Raw genomic sequence first — 21,722 nt, 5'->3', positions numbered from 1 at the left:
GCTGTCGACGTTGTCAACGCCCCTGCGTGCGCGACGACGCTGTCACGGCGCCCCATAGACATGGTTCGGAAGGCCTCCCTCCCTCCCTGCGGGCCAAACATGCAGGTGGGGCCAGCTAGTGGTTCGCCGATCCGTAAACGCGCTGGGCCCTGTCGACAGCGTCGACAGCGTCACGCGTCCACCTTTGGACACTTTCGCGCCACTTGCCTGGACGTTCAGCAAATGCCATCACTCAAGGAGGCTCCTCATGCTCGCCCCGAAGGAGATCGCCAACGTCGACGAGCCGACCGCGCTCGGCATCGCCGCACTCTGGAATGACGCCTTTCCGCTCGTCCGCCACATGCTCGACCATCAGTTCGACGACATTGAGGACGGCATCCGCCAGGCCCTCGAATGCGACAGCGCCGAATGCCAGACGCACGACGTGCGGCACCGCGACGGAGACGACACCTGCCCCTGCTGGGGCTGCGAGAACACCGGCCTGCTCGTCATGGCGAGCGACCTGCGCCAGTGGCTTGACCTGATCGACGCTGGCGAAATGCCAGACGCTTTGCCGTGGGGTCCCGAGAGACTGCTCAGCCTCGTCACCGACTGGCTCTTCGTGAACAACAACGCGCCCCGCGTGCGTGTACCGGACTACCGCCTGGGCCCCGTGTACCGCCTCCTCGCCGAGCTCGCGGACCAGACGGCCGTTATCTACGCGGCCTACAGCGACCCTGACTCGCAGTCGACGACGCGGGAGGCGCAGTGACCTCCCACGTCGAGCGGGCGATAGCCGAGCGCATCGCCCGTGCCCGGGCGGAGGCGGAACGCAAGCGCAAGGAACGGGAAGAGTTCGCCGCCCGCCGCGCCGCCGGCCTCATCGCCCGGCACCGCGCCAAGCTCGCCCGCCTCGGCCAGCAACTCGCCCCCACCTACGACCCCGACAACACCACCCTCGCCGCATCCGGCGCCCACTGAACGGAGAACCTCATGCCCGCCATCACCCTGCGCGCCGACCACCTCCCCCCCAGCCTTGCCAACCTCCTCGACGCCTACACCCAAGCCAGCCAGGCCGCCGTTGAGGCCCGCCGCGCCCTCGACACCGCACCCATCCAGGAGCGCCACGAACTCACCGAGCCCGCCGAGAAGGCACACACCGCGGCCGTCGAAGCCCTGGGCGCCCTCGAGGCCGCCACCGCCCGCAGCAACCAGCAGCTGCGGGACTCCGCCAGCGGCGCCTACTTCTCCCACGTCGAGGCCGCCCGCACCGCCCTGGCCACGGCCGAGCAGGAGATGCGCTCAGCCGCCGCGGCGGCGGGCCTGTACGCCACGGCCACGGCTCGCCCGGGTCGGCGCGTGCTGAACATCGAGGGCGACGCCGCGGGCCGCTCGAAGGGCAAGCAGCGCGCAATGCTCTGCGTCAGCGAGATCCGTGAAGTCCTCGGCCAGCTGCCCGACGCCGTCGACTGACCCAACCGGCCGGGTCTGTCGTGGGCCCGGCCCTGAACACATGGAGGTCGAACGTGGGCAACGTCCCCCAGACCCACCCCAACAACGCCAAGATCGCCGCCGAGCAGGCGCAGTGCCTGCAGCTCCGCCTCGAGGGCAAATCCTTCCGCGCCATCGCGGACATCACGGGGATCGCCCTGTCGACCGTGTACGCCCGTGTCGAGGACGCCATCGCGCTTGAGGTCAACCCGAAGGCCGAGCAGCTGCGCGCGATCGAATGCCAGCGACTCGACACCTACCTCGAGAAGTTGAAGCCGCGGATCGACAAGGGTGACGACAAGGCCATCGGCGTAGCAATCCGGATCAGTGAGCGCCGCTCAAAGCTGCTCGGCCTCGACATGCCGCAGCGCATCGAGGCCACCGTAGAGACTCACGAGCTGACCCAGCAGGACATCGAACTGCAGCAGCTCATCAGCGAGGCGAAGGCAAAGAACGCGGCCGTCGAGGCGGCCTTGCTCACCGAGCGCGGGCCGTCCCCATGGGAGGACAAGTGACCTTCGATTTGGAGGCGGAGCGGGAGGCGGCAATTGCCCGGCTCTCCGAGCTTGAGGAGATCGCGCTCGAAGCCGGGAAGGTGGCGGGCCGGGACGTGACTGCTCTGGTGTCCCGCCTGCGGGCGACTCGCGCCCGCTGGGAGCGCAGGGGACGGCCGCGCGTGGTGCGGGTGCAGGTTCCGGCCGGTGCGAGCCCGGAGGAACGCAGGAACGCTGTGATTGCCGCTGCGGTGGAGCGGCTCAATGATGAGGAGGACGAGGATGACTGACGGATCGTGGGCGGAGCGGCTGGCCGCCCGTGTGGCCGGAGACACCAGGGCAGCCAAGGGTGAGCCTCGGGCTGGCCGTTCGGCGCCGGCGTGGGCGCGGCTGGCGGCCGACCGGGCGGGCGGTAAGGAGGCCGACCCGGAGACGGTGGCGGAGGTGCGCAGGGCCGCGCAGCGCCCGCGGTCCGAATGGGAGCAGCGTCTCCTCGAGCGGCTCGGCCACGGCGACGATGAGACCCCGCCTGCTGCCTGATCGACCGGCGCCTGTGCCCGGCCTGTCACTACTGATGACGGGTCGGGCGCAGTCGTGTCTGGGCAGCCGTTGCTCAGACGGCAACAACTGTGGGGACAGGCCCACGGTTGCGGCTCCGGCGGCCGGAGTCGCAGACGACAGACGGACAGCCTGTCGGTCTGTGAAGGACACGGTGTCCCCCTCAACAGACTGTCGGCCTGACAGTCTCGGCCCCTGCGTTGTGCAGAGGGCAATGCAGGTGTGACTGACACGGTCACGGTTGCCTCCGTCAGCCTGACGGAGACAAGGCTCAACCGTGGTCATACGACTACGGCTGCTCGCCCCCATCGCCGTCTGTCTGTTCCTCCGATCTGAGGGCAAGTTCCCGGAGTACATCAGCCGACGACACGTCGGTCTGACCTGAGTCGTGATACTCGGCGAGTTGGAGAAACGCTGAGGCGAAGGCCGCGGCAAGGCGCTGAAGGGGCACGTTGAGCTGCCGGTTCAACTCGACGGAGAACTGCTCATCGGTCCACGTCTGGTCGATCTGGATCGGCGGCAGGCACTCCGTCAGCAGTTGGCCGATTATGTCGGATTCATCAACTTCCGTTGCTTCCATGCCGCGCAGATCCTCTTGCGCTCGGGTCAGCACGCCCACAACGCGCTTCATCACGTCGCCGAATTCCATGGGTTCCATGGCTCGAGACTATGTCCACCTAGGCGTACACCCTGAAACGCTGTCACCTGCGATGTAAACTATTCCGGGGAATCTCTTACGCAAGGGGGCGGGGTCGTGCGACTCATCGGCTACAAACGGGTCTCCGGAGTCGGGCAAGTGACCGACGGATTCGGCCTGACGATCCAAGACGCATCGCTCCGCAACTGGGCCAAGAGCAACGGGCACAAGCTGATCCGCATCGAGGAAGACGAGGGTGTGTCCGGGGCGAAGGATGCCGTCGACCGCCCCGGCCTGTCTGCCGCGCTACTCGCCGTACAGGAGGGCGAAGCCGAGGGGCTACTCGTGCCGAAGCTCGATCGCCTCGCCCGCGCCCTCACCGTCCAGGAGGCGACGCTCGCCGTTGTCTGGCGGGCCGGCGGCCGGGTGTTCGCCGCGGACTCCGGGGAGATCCTGCAGGACGACCCCGACGACCCGATGCGCACCGCGCTACGCCAAGTTGTCGGCGTCTTCGCCGAACTCGACCGCCGGATCGTCGTCAAGCGACTGAAGGACGGCCGCACCGCGAAAGCGAAGACCGGCCGCAAGAGCGTCGGCTCCTACGCCTACGGCTACCAGGGGCAGGGCAAGGGACGTGAACGCGACGAGGCACCCCGCCCCGACGAGCAAGTAGCCGTTGCCCGTATCGCGGAGTTGCGCACCGCTGGCGAGTCCTACCGGGCCATCGCCGCCGCACTCGACGCCGAGGGTCTCAAGCCGCGCCGGGCTGAGCGGTGGTCGGCTATGTCGGTTCGGGCCGTCGCGCAGCGCGCCATGGATGATCCCGCCCCGCGTCGGTGACGGCTGCGGCGTACAGCTGCGACCGCTCCTGCTCGTTGAGGCTGAGGACGTCCGCCAGGCGCTGCGCCACGGTGCGGGAAGGGCAGCGTGCCCCGGCCTCGAGGTACGTCACGTAGCTGCTGGACAGCCCCGCCCCGCGCGCCGTCTCCCGCACCCCGAGGCCTGCCCGCTCGCGTGCGGCGCGCAGCATGGGCCCTAGCGCCTCGGGTGGTGTACGCCTCTCCCGGATCAGTGTCATCACCACTCCCACAGGAAACGAATCGAAGGTCTCACCTCATTGTCACCTTCGGATCCATGGCTTCAGAGGGTTGGCCGCAGCTAGACTGAGATCAGCCGGGCACGGATAGCGGCAGGTACGGGGCGGGACGCCCACAGGATCGGCGGGCAGGGCAGTCCGCAACGCTCGAGCGGGACGCTCACAGTCCGCCCAGGTAGGGCACGCCATCTGTTGCTGCTCTCCTGGGATCTCCTGTGGCACTCGCCTTCTGCGGCCCGCGCTTGCGCGATCAGCGCCGTCTCGCCGGCATCACGGCCGCCCAGCTCGCGGCCCGGGTCGGCCGTTCCACCTCGAGCGTCCTCGCCTACGAGGTCGGCGCGGTACAGCCGCCCCTCACTGTCGCCGCAGGGCTTGCTGACGCGCTCAGCGTCCACCTCGACCTGCTGCTCGTCGACGTCGACGAGCCGAACCGGGTGGCCGCCTGATGGCCGGCGCCTTCCGCATCGCCGAGGGTTTCGTTGAGGTCACTGCGGATGAGACCTCGTTCAACCGCAGCATGGCCCGCCTGCAGTCGCGGCGCTTCGCGGTCAAGGTTGACCTGCAGCTCGACGACCGGGCGGCCCTCGCGCAGCTGACGCGATTCGCCCGGGACCGCACAGTGCGGATCACCGCGGACGCTGACACCCGCGCTGCTGCGGATGACCTGGCCCTGTTGACGCGGGCTCGCACCGCGCGGATCACCGCGGATGCGGACACCCGTACCGCCGCCACGCGGATCGACGCGCTCACCCGTGACCGCCGCCTGAACGTTCGCGTCGACCTCGACCAGTCGGCCCTGTCGCGGCTGTCCAGCATCGGCGGGGGAGGTGCGGGCGGGGTCGGCATCCTGTCGGCGTCCGTGGCCCGCCTGGTGGCGCTCGCCGTTGGCGCGCTCCCGACCGTGGCGTCCCTCGCGCAGTCGATCGCCGCCATGGGCCCCGCTGCTGCGGTCGCGGCTCCCGCGGTGCTTTCGCTGGCGACCGCGTTTGCCGCGGTCAAGGTCGGCACGAGCGGGATCGGGGACGCGTTCAAGGCGGCATTCGCGCCGGCGGTCACGTCGGGGGCGGCGGCGGAGTCGGCGACGCGGCGTGTCGAGAATGCGCAAAGGTCTCTGGAGCGCGCCCAGCGCTCGCTGAAGTCCACGACCCTGGATGTCGCCGACGCCAACCGTAGGGCGGCGCAGCAGACCGCGCAGGCGGAGCGCGACCTGGCCGACGCGCAGCGCGCCGCACGGCAGGCGCAGCGGGATCTGACGGCGGCCCGAAAGGAGGCCAAGGAGGAACTCGAGGACCTCAACGCCCGGCTCGCCGACGCCCAGTTGGACCAGCGGCAGAAAGTCTTGGACCTGCAGGACGCCGAGCAGGAGCTCGCCGCCGTGAAGGTGAGGGGCGGCAAGGCCGGGCAGGAGGCGTTCGACAAGGCGCAGCTGCAGTACGACCGTGCGGTGCAGGCGCTGGAGGAGCAGCAGACCGAGACCGCCCGACTTCAGCAGCAGGCCGCCGACGCGAACAAGGCCGGCGTCGAAGGGTCGAAGACGGTCACGGACGCCAAGCAGAAGATCGCCGACGCCAACCAGGCGGTGACGGACAAGACGCGCGCGTTGAAGGATGCGCAGATCGAGCAGGCCCGCACAGCCGAGCAGGGGTTGCAGCGGATCCGGGATGCTCAGGACGCGGTGGCGGATGCGGCCCGCAGTCTGACGGACGCCCAAACGTCGGGCGCTGCGGCGACGAACAAGCTCGCCGACGCGATGGCCCGTCTCGCCCCGAACGCTCGCGAGTTCGTGGGCGCCGTACTCGCCCAGGCGGGCGCCTGGCGTGCCCTGAAGCTCGATGTGCAGAACACCCTGTTCAAGGGGCTCGGGCAGACGTTCACGACGATGTCCTCGGCCATCCTGCCGTCCCTGCGCGCGGGCCTCACCGGTACGGCGAGCGTGCTCAACCTGATGGCCAAGAACGCTGCGGGCACGGTCACCGAGCTGGGCAAGACCGGCATGCTCAAGCAGATGTTCGACGGGCTCAACGAGGGGCTCAAGCCTCTCGCGAAGATTCCGGGCCAGTTCATCAAGGGCCTCACGCAGGTGTCGGTCGCCGCAAGCCCGGCGTTCAAGCGGATCAACACCGCGGCCGGCGGGTTCGCCGACCGGATCAGTAAGCAACTCGACCAGGCGTTCAAGAGCGGCCACCTAGAGAAGGTCATCGACCAGGCCCTCGACATCGCCAAGCAGTTCGGGCGGCTGGTCGGCGACATCTTCGGCACCCTCGGCAACATCATGAAGGCCGCCGGTGCGGCTGGCGGGGACGCCCTCGGCGGGCTCGGCGCCGTCTTCAAGGAGCTGCGGCGAATCACCGCCATGCCCGAGGTACAGCAGGCTTTGACGAGCATCTTCAAGGCCGTCAACGCCATCGCCAAGCTCGTCGCCGGAACGCTCGGTGCAGCCATTCAGGCGGCGCTACCGCTGCTGGAGACGCTGGCCCCGTTCGTGCAGCAGATCGCCGAAAGGTTCGGGCCCGTCGCGGCCGATCTGCTGCAGACCCTGGGCAAGGCGTTGATGCCTGTCGTGCAGGGCCTCATGCCGATCGTCGTCGATATCGCGGATGCCCTGGTCGGTGTCGTCAAGGGGATCACGCCGCTGCTGAAGCCGCTCGGCGACCTGATCGGAGCGATCCTCAAGGCGCTCGGCCCGATCTTCAAGGTGGCCGCGGACAACCTGACGCTCATGGTCGGCGCCCTCGGTAGCGCGCTCGCCCCGATCGTTGCCGCCCTGGTGCCGGCGGTGCAGATGTTCGGGCGGCTGTTCGCGCAGATCGCGCCGCTGTTCTCGCAGATGTACCAGGCGATTCTTCCGCTGCTGCCGCCGCTCACCCAGCTTGCCCTGTCGCTGATCAACCTTGGCGTACAGGTGCTCACCCCGCTCATGCCCCTGATCGTCAGGCTGGCGCAGCTGATGACCAGTGTGTTCGCCCGCGCGGTCAGCGACATGGTGCCCGTCCTGACCACCGTCATCGGCTGGCTGACCACGTTCACGGACACGCTGACGGATTCCGTGAACTGGGTGGTGGAGAAGTTCCAGTGGATGTACGACAAGGTCGTCGGGCACAGCATCATCCCCGACCTCGTGAACGCCATCATCGGCTGGTTCACGCAGTTGTGGACACGCACGCGGGAGATCTTCAACACGATCCGCACCTGGGTCGTTGATCAGTGGAACAAGCTGTGGAAGGCCGCCAGCGACCGCTGGAACAGCTTCTGGTCGGGGCTCAGGACATCACTGTCGAACGCGAAAACGTCGATTGTGAACTGGGTGTCCGGGCTGCGGACATCGTTCTCGAACGCCTGGTCGGGCATGTGGAACAGTGCCCGCGACCGCCTCACCGGCACGCTGACCACGCTGCGCGGGAAGATCGGCGAGTTCAAGACGTGGATGCTGAACGCCGTCAAAAGCCTGCGCGACGGATCCGGCAATCTGTGGGCGGGCATCCAGTCCCGCTTCTCCGGCCCTGTGAAGTGGGTCATCTCGAACGTGTACAACAACGGCCTGCGCAAAATGTGGAACACCATCGCAGGCAAGATCTCCTCAAAGATCGTGCTCCCGGCGATTGCCCTCGGGTTCTCCGAAGGTGGTGTTGTCCCGGGTAAGCGCAGCAACAAGGACACCGTGCCGGCGATGCTGGCGCCGGGCGAGCGGATCCTGTCGAATGCGCAGGTTGACCGGCTCGGCGGGCACAGGGCGATTGACGCGATGCTGGGCAAGGACCGGCCCACCCACACGGGCGGTAATCCCACCAGCCAGCAGGAGCGGCGGCGTCATCAGCCGGTGCAGGGCTTCGCAGACGGCGGCATCGTCGGCACCGTCACGTCGGCGATCGGGGGTGCGGTCAGCTCTGCCGCGTCGTGGGCGAAAGACTTGGTTGTTGGCGGGTTGAAGGCTGCGGCGATGAAGGCTTTGAGTGCTCTTGTCCGCCCGCTCATCGACCGCATTCCTGGCGGCGGCGTCGGCTCCCTGCTGAAGGGCATGGCGAATAAGGCCGTTGACGGGATGCTCGGCTGGTTCACGAACGAGGACAAGAAGGCGGTGGGCGGGCCTGCGGTACAGAAGGCGCTCGCCTGGGCGAAGACGCAGAACGGCAAGCCGTATCAATGGGCCGGTAACGGGAACCCGTCGTGGGACTGCAGCGGGTTCCTCTCCGCTATTGAGTCGGTGATCCGTGGCGAGCGCCCGCACCGCAGGTGGGCGACGGGCGCATTCCCTCCGGGCACGTCCGGCTGGGTACGCAACTTGAACTCCCCGTTCATGATCGGCATCACCAATGCGGGCGTCGGCCACACCGCGGGCACCATCGGGGGCGTGAACGTCGAATCCCGCGGCGGGGACGGCGTCATCGTCGGGAAGCGGGCCCGCGGCTACAGCGATTCGCTGTTCACCTCGCGGTGGGGCTTCGCGCCCGCCGCGAAGTTCGACTCGGGTGGGCTGCTCGCCAAGGGTGCGACGATGGTCGTCAACGACACTCAGAAGCCCGAGCGGATCCTCACCCCGCAGCAGAACGCTCTCTTCGAGCAGTTGGTTCGCCAGGGCGGCAATGGGGCGAGCGTCACGGTCAACATGACCGTGCACAGCACGACGGTCCCTTCCCCAGCGGAGGCCCGAAGGTTCGCCAACGATATGGCCCGCTACACCGCCGAGGCGCTGCGCAACTACGACCGCGGGCGGGCGTGACCGTGGAGAATCGACTGGATGGATCCTGAGCAGGAAGACGAGGCCGAGGTTCTTGCGGCGCAGGCCCCGGTCATGCAGGCCGCGTGGGCGTTCGCGGGGGCGTTCTGGGTGGACCACGACATGCGGGCCGCCTGGCGGGCCACGCATCCGACGCTGCGCCGTTGTTGGGCGCAGGCGTGGCTGATGCCGCTCCTCGGCCAGGCCCGCGCGGACGGCTACGACCCTGACGAGGTTGTCGAGGCGTTTGCCGCGGACGAGGTCGAGCATGACCTGTGGCGGCCGTTCGCCCGCACGCAGGCCCAGCAGGGCGCCACGCTGCCCGTGGATCGGGAGACGTGGGGTGTGAAGGTGAACCCCGACTTCATCGCCCCCGACGTCATGCTCGTGCGTCTCCTGCCGATACCTCCCGGTGGTGTGATCCAGCCTGGCGAGCAGTACGTGTCGGTGCCGTTGCTGATGCAGTACGACGAGGGCCCCGGTTGGCGGCTGCTGAACTTCGTCAGTGAGCAGATCCCCGTACCGGGGTGGCCGCCGCAGCTGGGCAATTGAGAGCCCCGGCCGAGATGCACCCACCGGCTTGTTCAGCGTTGCCCGCAGGCGAGCTGCTCGTAGTGGTCGATGAGGGCGTTGAGGACGCGGGCGAGCCGGCGGGCGTAGCCAACTGCTCCGCCGTACCTGCGGCAGGGTTCGGCCTCCAGCCTGCTGCGCGCCTCCCACACGCACTCCAGCACCGTGTAGCGGTGCACGCTGCCCGGCTTCAGCCGCCTGGCCGCCTGCTCCACCTCGGGGGCGAGGAGTTCCACGTGGCCGCGTAGAGCCGCGGTGAGGGTGTCCAGTTCATCGCCGGCTGGGGGGAGCGCCTCGGGTACGCCGTCTGGGTCGAGGAGGCGGAGCACGGTGGCGCGCATGGTGGCGAGGTCTGGCGGGAGCGCGGCGGATGCCTGCGGGTCCTGGGTGATCTGCTGCCTGGCCATATGCACGCTCCAGCGACATCCGTGATCGTTATGTCACTGACCGTAAGAGCGGCGGAAGCAGAGAAGGGGCAGGAATCCTGCCCCTCGCTCACACGTTCGACAGCCGGTTACGCGGCCAACAATCCCAGCTGCACCGCGAGTTCCGAAGCACGGCGCCTGCGCTCCGGCTGCTTCGCCTCGGTCTCCTCCAGCACGATCCGCCGGGCGTACCCGTTGTAGCGGATCGTCTCCGGCGCGGCCTCGTGCGCCTTCGCCAGCGTCGCCAGGGCCACATCAGGCTGATTGTCGAGCTGGTAGCCGCGGGCCTCCTCGATGCGGTGCCGCGCCCGGCGCGGCCTCGACGGGATCGTCACTGCGTCAGCCCTGGCTGCCTGCCGTACCGACTCGCCGCCGGCCCGCAGCTCGACGGCAACCGTGACCGCGTGGGCGCCCATGATGGCCCGGGAGAACGACGTCACCGGGTGGAAATAGTCGGCGGGCAGCTGGCGGGCCGTCCTCTCCGCCTTGTCCCACCAGCCCCACGCCGTGCCGTTGTCGCCGCGTCGGGCTGCCGTGTAGCCGGCCTCGAACTGCAGGGCGCCCGCGATGGCACGCACCCTCTCCTCACCGTCGGGCAAATGCGGCTCGAGGAAGCGCAGCGCCTGGGCAGTCACGGTGTCGGCCGCGTCGAAGTGGGCTGGCCCGCCGTCCCTGTGGGCTTGCGTGGTCAGCCAAGCTGCTACGCCGATGGCGTGCGGATCCTCCGACTCCTGGGCGGCGACCATGCCGCGCTCGGCGACACGCCACAACAGCGCACTGTCGGGCTGGTAGGCGACAAAGAACTGGCTGAGGCTGTACACCTCCGACAGCACGGCTTGTGCCGCACGCCGCTCGGCGCCGGTGTCGGCCTGGCGGACGGCGAGTTGGGCATCCCGGATCAGGTCCGGCAGCAGTCCGCCCACGACCTCGCGATGGTTGGGTGCCGAGTGGCGTGCCGCCCACGCGCCGGCGAGGCGATGCCGCAGGTGCTCTGTCGAGGGCGCCTCACGGTCGGCGGTGGTGAGGGGGAAGGCGTCGACGGCCGCGCGCACGGCGGGCAGGCACGGGTGCCGGGGGCCGATGAACAGGTCGACGTGCATGGACTGGTCGCCGGTGAGGTCGGCGAGGTCACGGACGCGGAGGGTCTCCGCAATGCGCAGGATCATGGGGAGTTTCGGCACCTGAATCTGTCCGCCCTCGACCTGCTTCACCCACGAGGGGGACTTGCCGAGGAAGCCGGCCAGGACCGTGCGGCTCATGCCGCGCCGCTGGCGCAGGATCTGCATTCTCTGCCCGAACGCCATCGGCTCGGCGAACGGGTCCGGGGTAGCATCGTGAGTCATCAGGCCTTGCCCCTTCTCCTGAACAGGTCGCACTTTTCAGGGTATGGGGCGAGGCCCTTCTCGTGTGATGGGCCCCACAAATACGAAAAGGCCCCCAACCTCGAGGACCGAGGTGGGGGGCCTTTCGCATGGTCAGGTGGCCTGCTGCTTCGCCCAGTCGACGAAGCCCTGCCAGGCAGGCGCAGAGACGGGTACGGTGCCGCACTCGCGGGCCTTCGTGTCCCGTACCAGGACCCCCGTAGCGGGGCGCGCCCACTCCACGCACGACCCGGAGTTCGTGTACGTCGACGTCTTCCAGATCAGCGGCTCTTCTGCAGCCTTCGGCACAGCGTCTCCCGTATTCCGTCAATGAGCTCGACCGACTCCCGGGCCGGCAGCGCCAGGCCTTGGAGGCGATCCCATGCCGCACTGTAGGCGGCGACGTCCTCGGGACGGGTGCTGATGGTCGAGCCCGTCAACGCCTCGGTCAGTACGGCCCGCTGCCGGCCCGCCCGGTACATCGTGAACGGCCCGGCGAGACCAGGGTGAGCCTCAAGCCCCTGCGGCAGCACACGGAGTTCCAAGCACGGCTGTAGCGCCGCGAGGGCAAGCAAGTGTTCCAACTGCTCGACGAGCGCTGCGTATCCGCCCACAGGCCGATACAGGGCGCTCTCGTCGACGACGGCCGTGATACTGCGGGCGCCGGGCCGGCCGAGTCGATCGATGCGCTGCCGGCGCGCGTGGGCGCGTTCGTCGACCACCTCAAGCGGTAGGGCGGGACTGCAGGCGTGGATGGCCGCCGCGGCGTAGCCGTAGCCCTGTAGCAGGCCGGGGATCAACATCGGCTCCCAGGTCTGCACGGTGTCGGTGTCGGCCTCGACGGCCTGCAGGCGCGCGATGTGCTCGCCCAGACTCTCCGCCGGGTCGAGCCATGCTGATTTCAATGTGGGTCCTCTCTCTGAAGGTGGCGTCAGGCCTGATTCGGGGGTCCGGCGCAACAGGCCGAAACCCGAAACTTCGCAGGTCAGCGGTGATATCAGGGGCGAAACCGGTTTCGGGGCGGGGTGAAACCATCGCCCCTCCCCGAAACCGGTCTGCAGCCCTCTACTCGCCGTCCTCGGAGGCGGGCAGATCGGCCCAGCGCAGGCCCTTGGCGCCGCCGCAGCAGTCGCGGATGGTGAGCTGCCGGGTGGACACCTTGAACGGCTTCAGCGCAGCGCTCAGCGCCGTCGAGGCGGCTGCGGCGTCCATCTCCAGCCACGGCTTGTACAGGTCCGCACGGAAGCGGGCGAGGGCGTCGACAAGCCGGTGCGAGTGCACCGCCTCAACCCCGTCCGGCCAGATGGCGCGCAGGTGGTCGACGACGGTCTCGACGTCCTGCTCCTCGACCGAGGCGCCGACGGACTGACCGGACAGGGTGCCGGCCGCCGTGCGCAGCGCCAGGGCCCGCTTAGCGATGTCCTCGGCTTCGGTCTGCTTGATGAACGCGGCCCGGACGGTGAACCCTTCACGGCCGCGGGCGAGGATGCCGGTTCCCTGCTCGTCGATGCTGATGTCAGTGGCGCGCAGGCCGCGGTCGTAGGCGCCGGTGCCGAGCACGTTGTTGTTGGCCCGCCAGTCCATGACAGCCAGGCACAGGCGGGTACCGACCGAGCTGGACACCGAGGTGGGCAGGGACGGAGCGTCCGGGTTCTGGGTAAGCAGGATCAGGATGATGCCGTAAGCGCGGGCCTTCTTGATCAGGCGCGTGGCCAGGGCTGCGGCCTCGTCCTTGTAGTCATCGTGGGTGAACAACTCCTGCACCTCGTCGATGACGATGACGCGCGGGCCAAGGTCCATCTCGGGGTACTTCTCGGCGATAGCCCGGGTGACCTTGCGGCCCTCGGGGACCTCGGAGGCGGGCAGGGACTTGATGAACTTGGCACGGCGCTGGTACTCGGCAATCCCGGAACGCATCCCGCCGAGGGCGGCCTCAAGGTCTTCGTCCTCGTCACCGGACACATAGCGGTGACAGATCGGCTTGACGGAGTCGAGGTCACCGGAGCCCTTCAGCTCGTAGATCCACAGTTCGGCGGTGGGGTCGAGAGCGACACCGAGGACGACGGCGAGCGCGCAGGAGGTCTTTCCGGATCCGGGGATGCCTCCGACCAGCAGGTTGGAGTACATGAGGGTGATCTCGATGAGGTTGCCGCGCGGGTCGAACCCGAAGGGGAGCGGCTCGTACACGTCGGCCTGGCCTTCCTTCATGAGCGGCCACAGCTTCCGGCCGGCCTTTGCGGGGTCGCGCTGGGCGACCCACAGCACCAGACGGCCCGGGTGGGCAGTGCGGTCGCCCTCGGGCCACACCGTGGAGATGGGGCGGCGCATAGCAGCGGCCAGTTCCTCCCGCTTCTCCAGGACGGCGGTGGCCTTGATGCCCGGCGGGAGGTCGACCTCGGCACGCCAGCCAGGGCCGTCGCGCATCACTTCCGAGGCGAACTCCACCCCCCGCTTGCCCTTCTTTCCCTCGATACCGATCGCGGCGAGAGCATCGAACACCTCGGTCGAGTCGAGGCGACGCAGCACGTTGGTGGCCACGTAGCGGGTGATGAGCGGCTTGTCGCCCTTCTTACCGGCCAGGCCGACCAGCGCAGTAGCGGCAACGGCCGCAGCGAGCGTCCAACCAGGCACCAGAAAACAACTGGTCAGGGTGGTGATGCCCGTGGCCGTGGCAACGGCGAGAGAGGCGATACGGCGCGGGCGGACGCGGCGGGAGTGCTCCCGGGACAGGTCGAGCCACGCCTCGATGTCCGCCGTAGCGGCAGCCTTGGCCTCGACCGGCCGGGCCTCGGTGTCGGCGACCCACTTGACCCACCGGACGATGAGCCGGCCTGCACCGCGCGGGGAGCGCAGCAGCAGACGTGCGAGATAGACAGGCGCGCGCAGGGTGTGGAAGGCGGTGCAGTGGGCGTAGTAGGAGACGGTCCAGCGGGTGGCGTCGAGGAACTCGGCGGCGTTGCGCAGGAACGTGGGGACAACCGGCGGCGCCTCGGCGAGATACGCCTGCTTCTCCGCCAGCCAAGTGCCTTCCGCGGCCGTCGCCTTCGGGTCGTCTACGGGGCGGGGCTTGGCGTTCTCGATGACGTCGATGATGGTCTCGGTCGGCCCGTCGGCTACGGCTTCGGGAGTGACCTTGTGGAGTTGGACGACGTTGTTCGTCATGCTGATGCTTCCTTGCTCCTTGCGAGGGGCGGGGAGGCCCGGGGGCGGCGGCTGCTTGGTCGTGGTGCGCCGTCCCCGGGGTGTTGCTACCGGTAGCCGTTGAGCTGCCGCTGCAGGCGGCGGGCGGTCTGCTCGTGCTCGTTCATCTGCTGGCGGGCGGCGGAGCGCTCCCTGCCGCTGCTGGCACGCATCCTGACCTTGGCGGAGGCGGCAGCGTTGCGGGCCTCCTCCAGCTGGGTGCGCAGCGCCTTGACCTCACGTTCGCCACGTTCGGCGGCCCGCTTCTCGATGCGGTCCGCCTCCGCCTTGATCCTCGGATCGATGGTGTCCACATTGCGGTCACCGGCCATCGACTGCTTCGCCGCCCTCGCGACGAGCCAGGCCAGGCGCAGCTTTTCGCCTGTGGTGTATGAGCTGGGCATGGTTCCTCCTGGTCAGCGGCCGATGACGCCCGCGTTGGGGCTGTTGCCACGGCGGGGTTCGCGGCGGCAGGAGTTGGCGTGCCGGTTGGCCTCGCGGTCGGCGTCCTCGTTCTTGACCTTCCAGCCGCGGTCGCAGCCGGAGCAGGAGATGTAGGCCTTGAAGAGGCCGGGGTCGACCTTGACGCGGTAGCCGAGCTGGGTGCGGTAGCGCATGGGTTCTCCCTGGTCGCGGGCCGTCAGCGGCCCTTCCTGCGGGTGGTTTTGACTGCGGGCCGGATCTTCGAGGCGGCCCAGCCGGCGGCGAGCAGCACACCCGCCAAGGAGAGGCCGACCATCGGGAGGTTGGCGGTGACGGTGCCGATGATCCCCATGAGCGTTCCGCCGACGATGACGACGACGGCGCACACGGCGGCCGTGCACACGACGACCACGGCCAGCACCAGAAACGTGATGATGATCAGCCGTTGCATCTCCGGCGACAGGCCACGATCCGGCAGCTGCACGACGACAGGCGGGGGCTGCAGGGGCTGGCCGATGGTGAAGTGCACCGGGCGGCCCTGCGAGTCGTACAGGACGTTCGGCGGCCGGTGGTGGGCGGCCACCTCGTCGCCGGGCGCGTTGGCGTACCGGCGGTACTGCTCAGGCAGGCCCGAGAGTTCGTCGCTCATCGCACCCACCTCGGCAGCCGGGGCGCCTTGGCGCCGGCCGCAAGGCCGAGACCGAAGGCGACGAGGACGGGCTTGGACAAGATCGCGGCGGCGATGGTGACGACGACCGTCAGCAGGGACGGGTACAGCAGCAGGAGGGCGAGCAGGGCGCCCAGCAGGATCCACCTCATGACCGGCCCTCCACGATCTCGCGGCGCAGCTCGGTCGCGTCCCGGCGGGACAGGCCGAGCTCCGCCTGAAGGGTCTGGATGGTCACCGGCCGCCGAGTCGACCTGACCGCCTCACGGTGCAGGCGGCGGCCTTCTCGCCGCAGCTCGGACGGTGTGAGCGTGATGACCTGGGTGACCACCTGGCGGGCCTGTACGGCCGGTACCGAAGCGGTCAGCTTGGTGTAGAGATCAGAGCCCTTGTGCGCGTCCCAGAACGTTCCCGACTCCAGCGCGGGAACCGCCGGGATGACCACCTGCGCGGGCTCCACGGTGGTCACCTCGACCGGCTCGGGCCGGGCGACGAGCGGCAGCATCCGGGCACCGGTCGGCACCACCTCGGGTGGCTTCGGGAGTGCCTTCGGCTGGTCGTCGGCGACGCGCTTCACGGTCACCGGAGCGGTCATCTCCGGGGCGCTATCAGGAACTGATACGGGCTCGTCGTGACCGGTGCTGAGGGAGTGGACGCGCCACAGCACGAGCGGGGCGATGGCGGAGACGGCGACGACGAGGGGCACGTTCACGGCGACCAGGCCGGCCGTCACCAGATGGCTGGCGGCGTTGACTCCGATCATCGCGGCGACCGCGGCGAGCACCTCGCGGCGGGCACGGAGCGCCCTCACCGTGTACAGGTCGAGGGCGCCGGGGACGGCGGCCGCCACGAACGTGTTGAAGCCGACGGCGCGGGCGAGTTCGTACTCGGCTGAGGCGGTGGCGACGAGGGCGGCGACGAGGGCGCCCCACTTCAGGTAGTCGGGTTTCATGTCTCGCCGACCTCCGGGGCGGCGGCGCGCACCACACGATGCGCGGTAAGGCAGGCGCCCTCGAGGTCGCGGCGCTCGTAGGCGTCGAGCAGCGCGGCCATCAAGGCGGGGACAGGCGGGAGGGGCCGGGCCGACCGGCACACCGCGCGCAGGGCGGCGTGCTCCGTCGGCCTCGGGACCGGCCACTTCTTCTTCACGACTGGCCCTCCCGCTGCAGGCGGTCCAGCTGGTTGGCCAGCGTGTAGAGGCGGCCGGCGTGCAGGGCGGTCTCGGCGGCGAGCTCCCGCAGCTGGGCGCCGTCCATGGCGTGGAACTCCTCGACGTCCGCGACCGGGTACGGCTCCGGCTGCAGCTCGCCGAACGGGCCCCAGCTGATGCGGGCCTTCAGGAACTCGACGCCCTCGTGCTCGGCGGCGATCGGGCGGCCCTTGTGGACGATGTCTGCGCGCTGCACGACCTGCTCGCCGTCGTGGCCGACACACCAGGCCGGCTCGTCGACGAGGATCTCGCCGTGGTCGAGGGTGAGCAGCTGCACCGTGCCGTCCCCGTACACCGGCGCCTGCACGGGGCGCGGCTCGGGCTCGCGACGCTGGGGGTAGGCGCGGCCGACGGCATCGGCGAGCAGCTGCATCACGGCCTGCTGCTCAGGCGGCCAGGTACGGAGACGGTCCCGCTCCATCTGCACGTCAAGCTCGTGGAACGCCTGCACAGACAGGAAGGCCTCGACCTCGTGCCGCACCTCGCGGACGCTCAACGCTTCGGGGCCGCGACCCTCCTCGGCAATCTCCGCCCAGGCGATCCCCAGCGCCATCGTCAACTGCTCACGCGACATCAGGAAATCCACGCGCACGATCACGTCGGGCTCGTGCTCCTCGTCGCCGAGCGGGACTGTCGGCCCGTACACGGGCAGGTGGGCGGTCATGCTCGGTCACCCCCGCGCCGGAACTCTTCGCGGGACAGTTGCGACGCCTTCGTGCGCGGCGCGTCCGTCAGCCACGGGAACGGGCGGACCGAGTCGGCGACCGTGAACACGCGGATCGCCGCACCCTCCGGAGCATCTGGCAGGGCGTACACCCGGCCGCCCTCAAGGCTCGCCAGCAGCCGGGCGCCGTGGTGCTCGCAGCCGTCCGCGCCGGCGTTCTGCGCATCCAGCACGGTCACCACAGGCCGGCCGTCGCACGGGGTGGGGTCGTCGGGGTGCGCGGCCGGGCAGCGCGTGATCTTGCCGCTGTCGGCAGTTTCAGGTTCGGCGTCGAGGGCGCGCAGGAGGAGCCGCAGGGCCTCCCGCAGGGAGAGCACCTGGGCGCTGTCGAGGAGCTGCTGAGCGACGCCGATAGCAACCTCAAGGTCGCTCGGCTCGCGCAGCTGAGCCGCCACAGGACGGGCGGCAGCCCCCGTGTGGGGCTGCCGCAAGTTGTCATCAGTCACGGCGGGCGCTCCACGTGGCGTCGTACCAGTCGAGGAGCTGGCGGCGCGCCTGGTCCTCCCGCAGGTACTGCTTGACGTCCGGCTTCACCCGGAGCTCCATCGCGCCCGGCTCCCCGTACAGGGCGACCACGGCCTTGCGACCGGTGTCCTCCGTCTCAACGACCGTCACGCCGAACGTCCGCAGCAAGTAGCTGACGGGCAGGGCCTGCAAATCGGTGCGGGCGAGCGTCATCCACGCGTCGCCGTCACCCTTGACCTGGCGGGCGTGCTCATCGGCCTGCGCCTCGGCCAGCTGGTCACCCAGCTCGATCAGCGCCTGCAGGTGGGCACGCACCTTGCGGATCTCGTCGTCCAACTGCAGCCGGTTGAAGCAGTACACGCTCGTCGCGGTGCTGCCCTCCGGGGTGAGCTCGACGTGCGGCGAGGCATCCGACGGGTCGCCGGAGAACGGCCACTGCTCGATGCGCGCCTGCAGGATGCTCACCTCGACGCCCTCGGTGTTGTAGCCGAGGCTGACCGCGTCGCCCTGGTGCATCAGGTCGTCGGGGTTGATGCCGCGGGCCACGTCATCGGAGTGGTCCGCCGTGCACCACGACGGGCATGCGGTGGTGAGCGAGCCGCCACCCTTGAGCGGGTACGTGATGGTGCGCGGGTCGGTGGCCGGCGCTTGGTCGAGGGCCGTCTCGGACGTGGCGGTGATGGTCTTGTTGCTCATGTTCAGCTCCCCGTTCAGGCGGCGACGGCCGCGGACTCGACGACGGTGGGCTCGGAGGCGGAGTCGACGCGCTCGACCTTCAGCGACGGCGCGCACGGCTTCATCGGCACCGGGCCGAGGCCGAGCCGCTTGTAGGTGGCGGTGATGGCGGCAAGGTCCGGCGTCTGACGGGACGACGGGGTGCGGAAGACCCGCCACGTGCCGTACAGGCCGGCGGGCAGACGGTCGAGGACCTTGCGGGCGGCACGCTTGCCGCGGTCGGCACGCCGGGCCTGGTCGGCGGCACGCTCGTACTCGCGGGCGGCAGCCTCGATGGTCTCGGTGTCGGGCATCTCGTCCGGCTCGTACAGGCCGGCCGGGTCGGGGGCCTCGACGGTCTCGGCCGCCGGCTCGGCGGGAGCGAGGGAACGGACGGCGTCGGCGGCCGTCTCGACGAGCGCGCCGAGCATGCCGCGAAGAGTGCGGGACCGGCGGGGGCTCATGAGAAGGTTGAGCATCGGTTCTCCTGTTCAGGCAGGTGTTCCGTAGGCCCTCGCTCGGTGGTGACACACCGGCGGGGGCCGCTTGCGTTGAAGGGCTCTTCGCCCTCCGACACCTCCACTCTAGGGAACATCGTGTTCCATAGTCAAGGGGCATAGACCTAGGCATTCAAGTCCCGCATGAGTAACATCAGGTTCCATGACGACAGATGGAACACTATGTGCCATGGATAAGCGATCACTGACGCAGATGGCCTCGCGGTTCAGAGATGCGGAGACGCGGGCCGAGATCCTGCGGCAGGAGCTGGCTGTTGCGATCCGGCAAGCGGACGCTGACGGCGTGCCCCAGAAGGACATCTGTGAGGCGACCGGGTACACCCGCCAGCAGGTACGGCGCATCGTGCTGGCCGGCGAGTCCGAGCCGCCCGCCGAGTCCTGACGGCCGGCCGTCTCACACTCATCTCACGGGCTCACAGAACGCCCCTGTCCAGAGCGTCCGTGACCTGGGCGCTCTGGAGTGCATGGACGTTCCGGAGCCCCTCTGGACCCCAGGTAAACTCCGTCTACGTGACTTCTGCGCCCGCCAAGCCCCGCATCCCGAACGTCCTCGCCGGACGCTACGCCTCCGCCGAGCTCGCCACGCTCTGGTCCCCCGAGCACAAGGTGAAGCTCGAGCGTCAGCTCTGGCTCGCCGTGCTGCGGGCCCAGAAGGACCTCGGGATCGAGGTGCCGGACCAGGCGCTCGCCGACTACGAGCGCGTCCTCGACCAGGTCGATCTGGCCTCCATCGCCGAGCGCGAGAAGGTCACGCGGCACGACGTGAAGGCGCGGATCGAGGAGTTCAACGACCTCGCCGGGCATGAGCAGGTGCACAAGGGCATGACGTCCCGCGACCTCACGGAGAACGTCGAGCAGCTGCAGATCCGCCTCTCGCTCGAGCTGATGCGCGATCGTACGGTGGCCGTGCTGGCGCGGCTCGGCAAGCTCGCGGGCGAGTACGGCGAGCTGGTCATGGCCGGCCGCTCGCACAACGTGGCCGCGCAGGCCACGACGCTCGGAAAGCGTTTCGCGACGGCCGCCGACGAGCTGCTCGTGGCGTACGGCCGGGTCGAGGAACTGCTCGGCCGCTATCCGCTGCGCGGCATCAAGGGACCGGTGGGCACGGCCCAGGACATGCTGGACCTGCTCGGCGGGGACGCCTCGAAGCTCGCGGAGCTGGAGGGCCGGATCGCCCGGCATCTCGGCTTCTCGCAGGCGTTCACCTCGGTCGGCCAGGTCTACCCGCGCTCGCTGGACTACGAGGTCGTGACCGCGCTCGTGCAGCTGGCCGGCGCACCGTCGTCCCTGGCGAAGACGATCCGGCTGATGGCCGGGCACGAGCTGGTGACCGAGGGCTTCAAGCCGGGCCAGGTCGGCTCCTCCGCCATGCCGCACAAGATGAACACCCGCTCCTGCGAGCGCGTCAACGGCCTCATGGTCATCCTTCGCGGCTACGCCTCGATGACCGGCGAGCTGGCGGGCGACCAGTGGAACGAGGGTGACGTGTCCTGCTCGGTGGTGCGACGGGTGGCCCTCCCGGATGCGTTCTTCGCCCTGGACGGCCTGCTGGAGACCTTCCTGACCGTGCTCGACGAGTTCGGTGCCTTCCCGGCCGTCGTCGCCCGTGAGCTGGACCGCTATCTGCCGTTCCTCGCCACCACCAAGGTGCTGATGGGCGCCGTGCGCGCGGGTGTCGGCCGCGAGGTCGCGCACGAGGCGATCAAGGAGAACGCCGTCGCCTCCGCCCTCGCGATGCGCGAGCAGGGCGCCGAGCGCAACGAGCTCCTCGACAAGCTGGCCGCCGACGAGCGCATCCCGCTCGACCGTGCGCAGCTGGATGCGCTGATGGCCGACAAGCTGTCCTTCACGGGTGCGGCGGCCGCCCAGGTGGGCGTTGTCGTGGGCCGTGTCGAGGAGATCGTCAAGCAGCACCCCGAGGCCGCGGGCTACCACCCCGGAGCGATCCTCTGACGCGCTTCACCGCTCAGGAGTTGGAGGCCGCCCGCGACCGTCTCGTACCGGACGTCGTCGCGGACGGCCTCCGTGTGCTGTTCTGCGGTATCAACCCTGGGCTCATGACGGCCGCCACGGGCCATCACTTCGCCCGCCCCGGCAACCGGTTCTGGCCGGTGCTGCATCTGTCCGGGTTCACGCCGAGGCTCATGCGGCCGTCGGAGCAGCGGGAGTTGCTGTCGTACGGCCTCGGGATCACGAACGTGGTGGAGCGGGCGACGGCTCGGGCGGACGAGCTGACCGCGGAGGAGTACCGGGAGGGCGGGCGGCTGCTGGCGCTGAAGGTGGCACGGCTGCGGCCGCGGTGGCTGGCGGTCGTGGGCGTCACCGCGTACCGGGCCGCTTTCGACGACCGCAAGGCCCGGGTGGGCCCGCAGGAGCGGGTGATCGGGGACACGCGTGTGTGGGTGCTGCCGAATCCGAGCGGGCTGAACGCGCATTGGACGGCCCCCACGATGGCGGAGGAGTTCGCGCTGCTGCGGGAGGCGGCGGAGGGTTAGC

General features: G+C 69.5%; 30 protein-coding genes. 13 read left to right on the top strand and 17 right to left on the bottom strand.

Going from position 1 to position 21,722, the window contains the following annotated elements:
- Nucleotides 1-247: 247 nt before the first annotated feature.
- From ABZO29_RS38495 to ABZO29_RS38470, 6 genes are read left to right on the top strand one after another with little or no spacing between them, the layout of a single operon-like run.
- On the top strand, nt 248-751 hold the full coding sequence (locus ABZO29_RS38495) for a hypothetical protein (protein ID WP_367324815.1): 504 nt from the start codon (nt 248-250) through the stop codon (nt 749-751).
- Nucleotides 748-960, top strand: coding sequence for a hypothetical protein (locus ABZO29_RS38490; protein WP_367324814.1), 213 nt, complete (start codon nt 748-750; stop codon nt 958-960). Before ABZO29_RS38495 ends, ABZO29_RS38490 begins: the two co-directional genes overlap by 4 nt.
- Before the next feature lie 12 nt (nt 961-972).
- The gene (locus tag ABZO29_RS38485) at nt 973-1,452 is read left to right on the top strand and encodes a hypothetical protein (protein ID WP_367324813.1); all 480 of its coding nucleotides are present in this window, start codon (nt 973-975) and stop codon (nt 1,450-1,452) included.
- 53 nt (nt 1,453-1,505) lie between these two features.
- The gene (locus ABZO29_RS38480) at nt 1,506-1,985 is read left to right on the top strand and encodes a hypothetical protein (RefSeq protein ID WP_367324812.1); all 480 of its coding nucleotides are present in this window, start codon (nt 1,506-1,508) and stop codon (nt 1,983-1,985) included.
- Nucleotides 1,982-2,254, top strand: coding sequence for a hypothetical protein (locus tag ABZO29_RS38475; protein WP_367324811.1), 273 nt, complete (start codon nt 1,982-1,984; stop codon nt 2,252-2,254). Before ABZO29_RS38480 ends, ABZO29_RS38475 begins: the two co-directional genes overlap by 4 nt.
- Nucleotides 2,247-2,504, top strand: a complete 258-nt coding sequence (locus tag ABZO29_RS38470; protein WP_367324810.1) for a hypothetical protein — start codon at nt 2,247-2,249, stop codon at nt 2,502-2,504. The genes ABZO29_RS38475 and ABZO29_RS38470 overlap by 8 nt, the downstream gene beginning before the upstream one ends.
- A gap of 307 nt (nt 2,505-2,811) precedes the next feature.
- Here the strand turns inward: ABZO29_RS38470 and ABZO29_RS38465 are convergent, their stop codons facing one another.
- Nucleotides 2,812-3,180, bottom strand: coding sequence for a hypothetical protein (locus tag ABZO29_RS38465; RefSeq protein WP_367324809.1), 369 nt, complete (start codon nt 3,178-3,180; stop codon nt 2,812-2,814).
- Nucleotides 3,181-3,276: 96 nt separating this feature from the next.
- On the opposite strand from ABZO29_RS38465, the gene ABZO29_RS38460 reads away from it, so the two are divergent.
- Nucleotides 3,277-3,999, top strand: coding sequence for a recombinase family protein (locus ABZO29_RS38460; protein WP_367324808.1), 723 nt, complete (start codon nt 3,277-3,279; stop codon nt 3,997-3,999).
- On the opposite strand, the gene ABZO29_RS38455 is transcribed toward ABZO29_RS38460, so the two are convergent.
- Entirely contained in the window at nt 3,941-4,189 is a 249-nt protein-coding gene (locus ABZO29_RS38455) for a helix-turn-helix domain-containing protein (RefSeq protein ID WP_367326356.1), read from the bottom strand. The genes ABZO29_RS38460 and ABZO29_RS38455 overlap by 59 nt on opposite strands.
- Before the next feature lie 281 nt (nt 4,190-4,470).
- On the opposite strand from ABZO29_RS38455, the gene ABZO29_RS38450 reads away from it, so the two are divergent.
- The 3 genes from ABZO29_RS38450 to ABZO29_RS38440 are packed head-to-tail and all read left to right on the top strand — an operon-like array spanning nt 4,471 to nt 9,521.
- Entirely contained in the window at nt 4,471-4,701 is a 231-nt protein-coding gene (locus ABZO29_RS38450) for a helix-turn-helix domain-containing protein (protein ID WP_367324807.1), read from the top strand.
- Entirely contained in the window at nt 4,701-8,972 is a 4,272-nt protein-coding gene (locus ABZO29_RS38445) for a hypothetical protein (RefSeq protein WP_367324806.1), read from the top strand. Before ABZO29_RS38450 ends, ABZO29_RS38445 begins: the two co-directional genes overlap by 1 nt.
- Before the next feature lie 18 nt (nt 8,973-8,990).
- Nucleotides 8,991-9,521, top strand: a complete 531-nt coding sequence (locus ABZO29_RS38440) for a hypothetical protein (protein ID WP_367324805.1) — start codon at nt 8,991-8,993, stop codon at nt 9,519-9,521.
- Nucleotides 9,522-9,553: 32 nt separating this feature from the next.
- On the opposite strand, the gene ABZO29_RS38435 is transcribed toward ABZO29_RS38440, so the two are convergent.
- The 15 genes from ABZO29_RS38435 to ABZO29_RS38365 form a co-directional block, all read right to left on the bottom strand.
- On the bottom strand, nt 9,554-9,946 hold the full coding sequence (locus ABZO29_RS38435; RefSeq protein WP_367324804.1) for a DUF6415 family natural product biosynthesis protein: 393 nt from the start codon (nt 9,944-9,946) through the stop codon (nt 9,554-9,556).
- A gap of 107 nt (nt 9,947-10,053) precedes the next feature.
- Nucleotides 10,054-11,307, bottom strand: a complete 1,254-nt coding sequence (locus ABZO29_RS38430) for a helix-turn-helix domain-containing protein (protein WP_367324803.1) — start codon at nt 11,305-11,307, stop codon at nt 10,054-10,056.
- Nucleotides 11,308-11,439: 132 nt separating this feature from the next.
- Nucleotides 11,440-11,634 (bottom strand): DUF397 domain-containing protein, encoded by a 195-nt coding sequence (locus ABZO29_RS38425; protein WP_367324802.1) that lies wholly within the window; start codon nt 11,632-11,634, stop codon nt 11,440-11,442.
- Nucleotides 11,607-12,230, bottom strand: a complete 624-nt coding sequence (locus ABZO29_RS38420; RefSeq protein ID WP_367324801.1) for a DUF5753 domain-containing protein — start codon at nt 12,228-12,230, stop codon at nt 11,607-11,609. The genes ABZO29_RS38425 and ABZO29_RS38420 overlap by 28 nt, the downstream gene beginning before the upstream one ends.
- A 160-nt stretch (nt 12,231-12,390) precedes the next feature.
- A complete protein-coding gene (locus ABZO29_RS38415; protein ID WP_367324800.1) occupies nt 12,391-14,487 on the bottom strand; it encodes an FtsK/SpoIIIE domain-containing protein in 2,097 nt (698 codons plus the stop codon).
- 86 nt (nt 14,488-14,573) lie between these two features.
- Nucleotides 14,574-14,909 carry a DUF6257 family protein gene (locus ABZO29_RS38410; RefSeq protein ID WP_367324799.1) on the bottom strand — a complete coding sequence of 112 codons (336 nt, stop codon included), beginning with the start codon at nt 14,907-14,909 and terminating at the stop codon, nt 14,574-14,576.
- A 12-nt stretch (nt 14,910-14,921) separates the two neighbouring features.
- A complete protein-coding gene (locus tag ABZO29_RS38405; RefSeq protein ID WP_367324798.1) occupies nt 14,922-15,122 on the bottom strand; it encodes a hypothetical protein in 201 nt (66 codons plus the stop codon).
- Between the two features lie 23 nt (nt 15,123-15,145).
- Complete coding sequence (locus tag ABZO29_RS38400) at nt 15,146-15,577, bottom strand: hypothetical protein (protein WP_367324797.1); 432 nt, start codon at nt 15,575-15,577, stop codon at nt 15,146-15,148.
- Nucleotides 15,574-15,747 carry a hypothetical protein gene (locus ABZO29_RS38395; RefSeq protein ID WP_367324796.1) on the bottom strand — a complete coding sequence of 58 codons (174 nt, stop codon included), beginning with the start codon at nt 15,745-15,747 and terminating at the stop codon, nt 15,574-15,576. Before ABZO29_RS38395 ends, ABZO29_RS38400 begins: the two co-directional genes overlap by 4 nt.
- Entirely contained in the window at nt 15,744-16,547 is an 804-nt protein-coding gene (locus ABZO29_RS38390; protein WP_367324795.1) for a hypothetical protein, read from the bottom strand. Before ABZO29_RS38390 ends, ABZO29_RS38395 begins: the two co-directional genes overlap by 4 nt.
- Nucleotides 16,544-16,744, bottom strand: a complete 201-nt coding sequence (locus tag ABZO29_RS38385) for a hypothetical protein (protein ID WP_367324794.1) — start codon at nt 16,742-16,744, stop codon at nt 16,544-16,546. Before ABZO29_RS38385 ends, ABZO29_RS38390 begins: the two co-directional genes overlap by 4 nt.
- Nucleotides 16,741-17,469 (bottom strand): hypothetical protein, encoded by a 729-nt coding sequence (locus ABZO29_RS38380; protein WP_367324793.1) that lies wholly within the window; start codon nt 17,467-17,469, stop codon nt 16,741-16,743. Before ABZO29_RS38380 ends, ABZO29_RS38385 begins: the two co-directional genes overlap by 4 nt.
- Nucleotides 17,466-17,975 carry a hypothetical protein gene (locus ABZO29_RS38375; protein ID WP_367324792.1) on the bottom strand — a complete coding sequence of 170 codons (510 nt, stop codon included), beginning with the start codon at nt 17,973-17,975 and terminating at the stop codon, nt 17,466-17,468. The genes ABZO29_RS38380 and ABZO29_RS38375 overlap by 4 nt, the downstream gene beginning before the upstream one ends.
- A complete protein-coding gene (locus ABZO29_RS38370) occupies nt 17,968-18,690 on the bottom strand; it encodes a hypothetical protein (RefSeq protein WP_367324791.1) in 723 nt (240 codons plus the stop codon). The genes ABZO29_RS38375 and ABZO29_RS38370 overlap by 8 nt, the downstream gene beginning before the upstream one ends.
- 14 nt (nt 18,691-18,704) lie before the next feature.
- Nucleotides 18,705-19,187 (bottom strand): hypothetical protein, encoded by a 483-nt coding sequence (locus tag ABZO29_RS38365; protein ID WP_367324790.1) that lies wholly within the window; start codon nt 19,185-19,187, stop codon nt 18,705-18,707.
- A 208-nt stretch (nt 19,188-19,395) separates the two neighbouring features.
- On the opposite strand from ABZO29_RS38365, the gene ABZO29_RS38360 reads away from it, so the two are divergent.
- The 3 genes from ABZO29_RS38360 to mug all read left to right on the top strand — a co-directional run bounded on the left by ABZO29_RS38360 (nt 19,396) and on the right by mug (nt 21,721).
- On the top strand, nt 19,396-19,608 hold the full coding sequence (locus ABZO29_RS38360) for a hypothetical protein (protein WP_367324789.1): 213 nt from the start codon (nt 19,396-19,398) through the stop codon (nt 19,606-19,608).
- Between the two features lie 128 nt (nt 19,609-19,736).
- Complete coding sequence (gene purB, locus ABZO29_RS38355) at nt 19,737-21,179, top strand: adenylosuccinate lyase (protein ID WP_367324788.1); 1,443 nt, start codon at nt 19,737-19,739, stop codon at nt 21,177-21,179.
- Nucleotides 21,176-21,721, top strand: a complete 546-nt coding sequence (gene mug / locus ABZO29_RS38350) for a G/U mismatch-specific DNA glycosylase (protein WP_367326355.1) — start codon at nt 21,176-21,178, stop codon at nt 21,719-21,721. Before purB ends, mug begins: the two co-directional genes overlap by 4 nt.
- Nucleotide 21,722: the final 1 nt, after the last annotated feature.

Origin of the sequence: Streptomyces sp. HUAS ZL42, from assembly GCF_040782645.1 — a bacterium.
Lineage (GTDB): Bacteria > Actinomycetota > Actinomycetes > Streptomycetales > Streptomycetaceae > Streptomyces.
This window is presented reverse-complemented; position numbering and strand designations above follow the sequence as displayed.

Bases quoted from the DNA above. Each gene is read 5' to 3' on its own strand.
- ABZO29_RS38415 (WP_367324800.1), bottom strand. From the start codon at position 14,487: ATGACGAACAACGTCGTCCAACTCCACAAGGTCACTCCCGAAGCCGTA.
- ABZO29_RS38405 (WP_367324798.1), bottom strand. From the start codon at position 15,122: ATGCGCTACCGCACCCAGCTCGGCTACCGCGTCAAGGTCGACCCCGGC.
- ABZO29_RS38390 (WP_367324795.1), bottom strand. From the start codon at position 16,547: ATGAAACCCGACTACCTGAAGTGGGGCGCCCTCGTCGCCGCCCTCGTC.
- ABZO29_RS38495 (WP_367324815.1), top strand. From the start codon at position 248: ATGCTCGCCCCGAAGGAGATCGCCAACGTCGACGAGCCGACCGCGCTC.
- ABZO29_RS38445 (WP_367324806.1), top strand. From the start codon at position 4,701: ATGGCCGGCGCCTTCCGCATCGCCGAGGGTTTCGTTGAGGTCACTGCG.
- ABZO29_RS38470 (WP_367324810.1), top strand. From the start codon at position 2,247: ATGACTGACGGATCGTGGGCGGAGCGGCTGGCCGCCCGTGTGGCCGGA.
- ABZO29_RS38440 (WP_367324805.1), top strand. From the start codon at position 8,991: ATGGATCCTGAGCAGGAAGACGAGGCCGAGGTTCTTGCGGCGCAGGCC.
- ABZO29_RS38485 (WP_367324813.1), top strand. From the start codon at position 973: ATGCCCGCCATCACCCTGCGCGCCGACCACCTCCCCCCCAGCCTTGCC.
- ABZO29_RS38400 (WP_367324797.1), bottom strand. From the start codon at position 15,577: ATGAGCGACGAACTCTCGGGCCTGCCTGAGCAGTACCGCCGGTACGCC.
- ABZO29_RS38380 (WP_367324793.1), bottom strand. From the start codon at position 17,469: ATGACCGCCCACCTGCCCGTGTACGGGCCGACAGTCCCGCTCGGCGAC.
- ABZO29_RS38455 (WP_367326356.1), bottom strand. From the start codon at position 4,189: ATGCTGCGCGCCGCACGCGAGCGGGCAGGCCTCGGGGTGCGGGAGACG.
- ABZO29_RS38360 (WP_367324789.1), top strand. From the start codon at position 19,396: ATGGATAAGCGATCACTGACGCAGATGGCCTCGCGGTTCAGAGATGCG.
- ABZO29_RS38435 (WP_367324804.1), bottom strand. From the start codon at position 9,946: ATGGCCAGGCAGCAGATCACCCAGGACCCGCAGGCATCCGCCGCGCTC.
- ABZO29_RS38430 (WP_367324803.1), bottom strand. From the start codon at position 11,307: ATGACTCACGATGCTACCCCGGACCCGTTCGCCGAGCCGATGGCGTTC.
- ABZO29_RS38395 (WP_367324796.1), bottom strand. From the start codon at position 15,747: ATGAGGTGGATCCTGCTGGGCGCCCTGCTCGCCCTCCTGCTGCTGTAC.
- ABZO29_RS38410 (WP_367324799.1), bottom strand. From the start codon at position 14,909: ATGCCCAGCTCATACACCACAGGCGAAAAGCTGCGCCTGGCCTGGCTC.
- ABZO29_RS38365 (WP_367324790.1), bottom strand. From the start codon at position 19,187: ATGCTCAACCTTCTCATGAGCCCCCGCCGGTCCCGCACTCTTCGCGGC.
- ABZO29_RS38370 (WP_367324791.1), bottom strand. From the start codon at position 18,690: ATGAGCAACAAGACCATCACCGCCACGTCCGAGACGGCCCTCGACCAA.
- ABZO29_RS38465 (WP_367324809.1), bottom strand. From the start codon at position 3,180: ATGGAACCCATGGAATTCGGCGACGTGATGAAGCGCGTTGTGGGCGTG.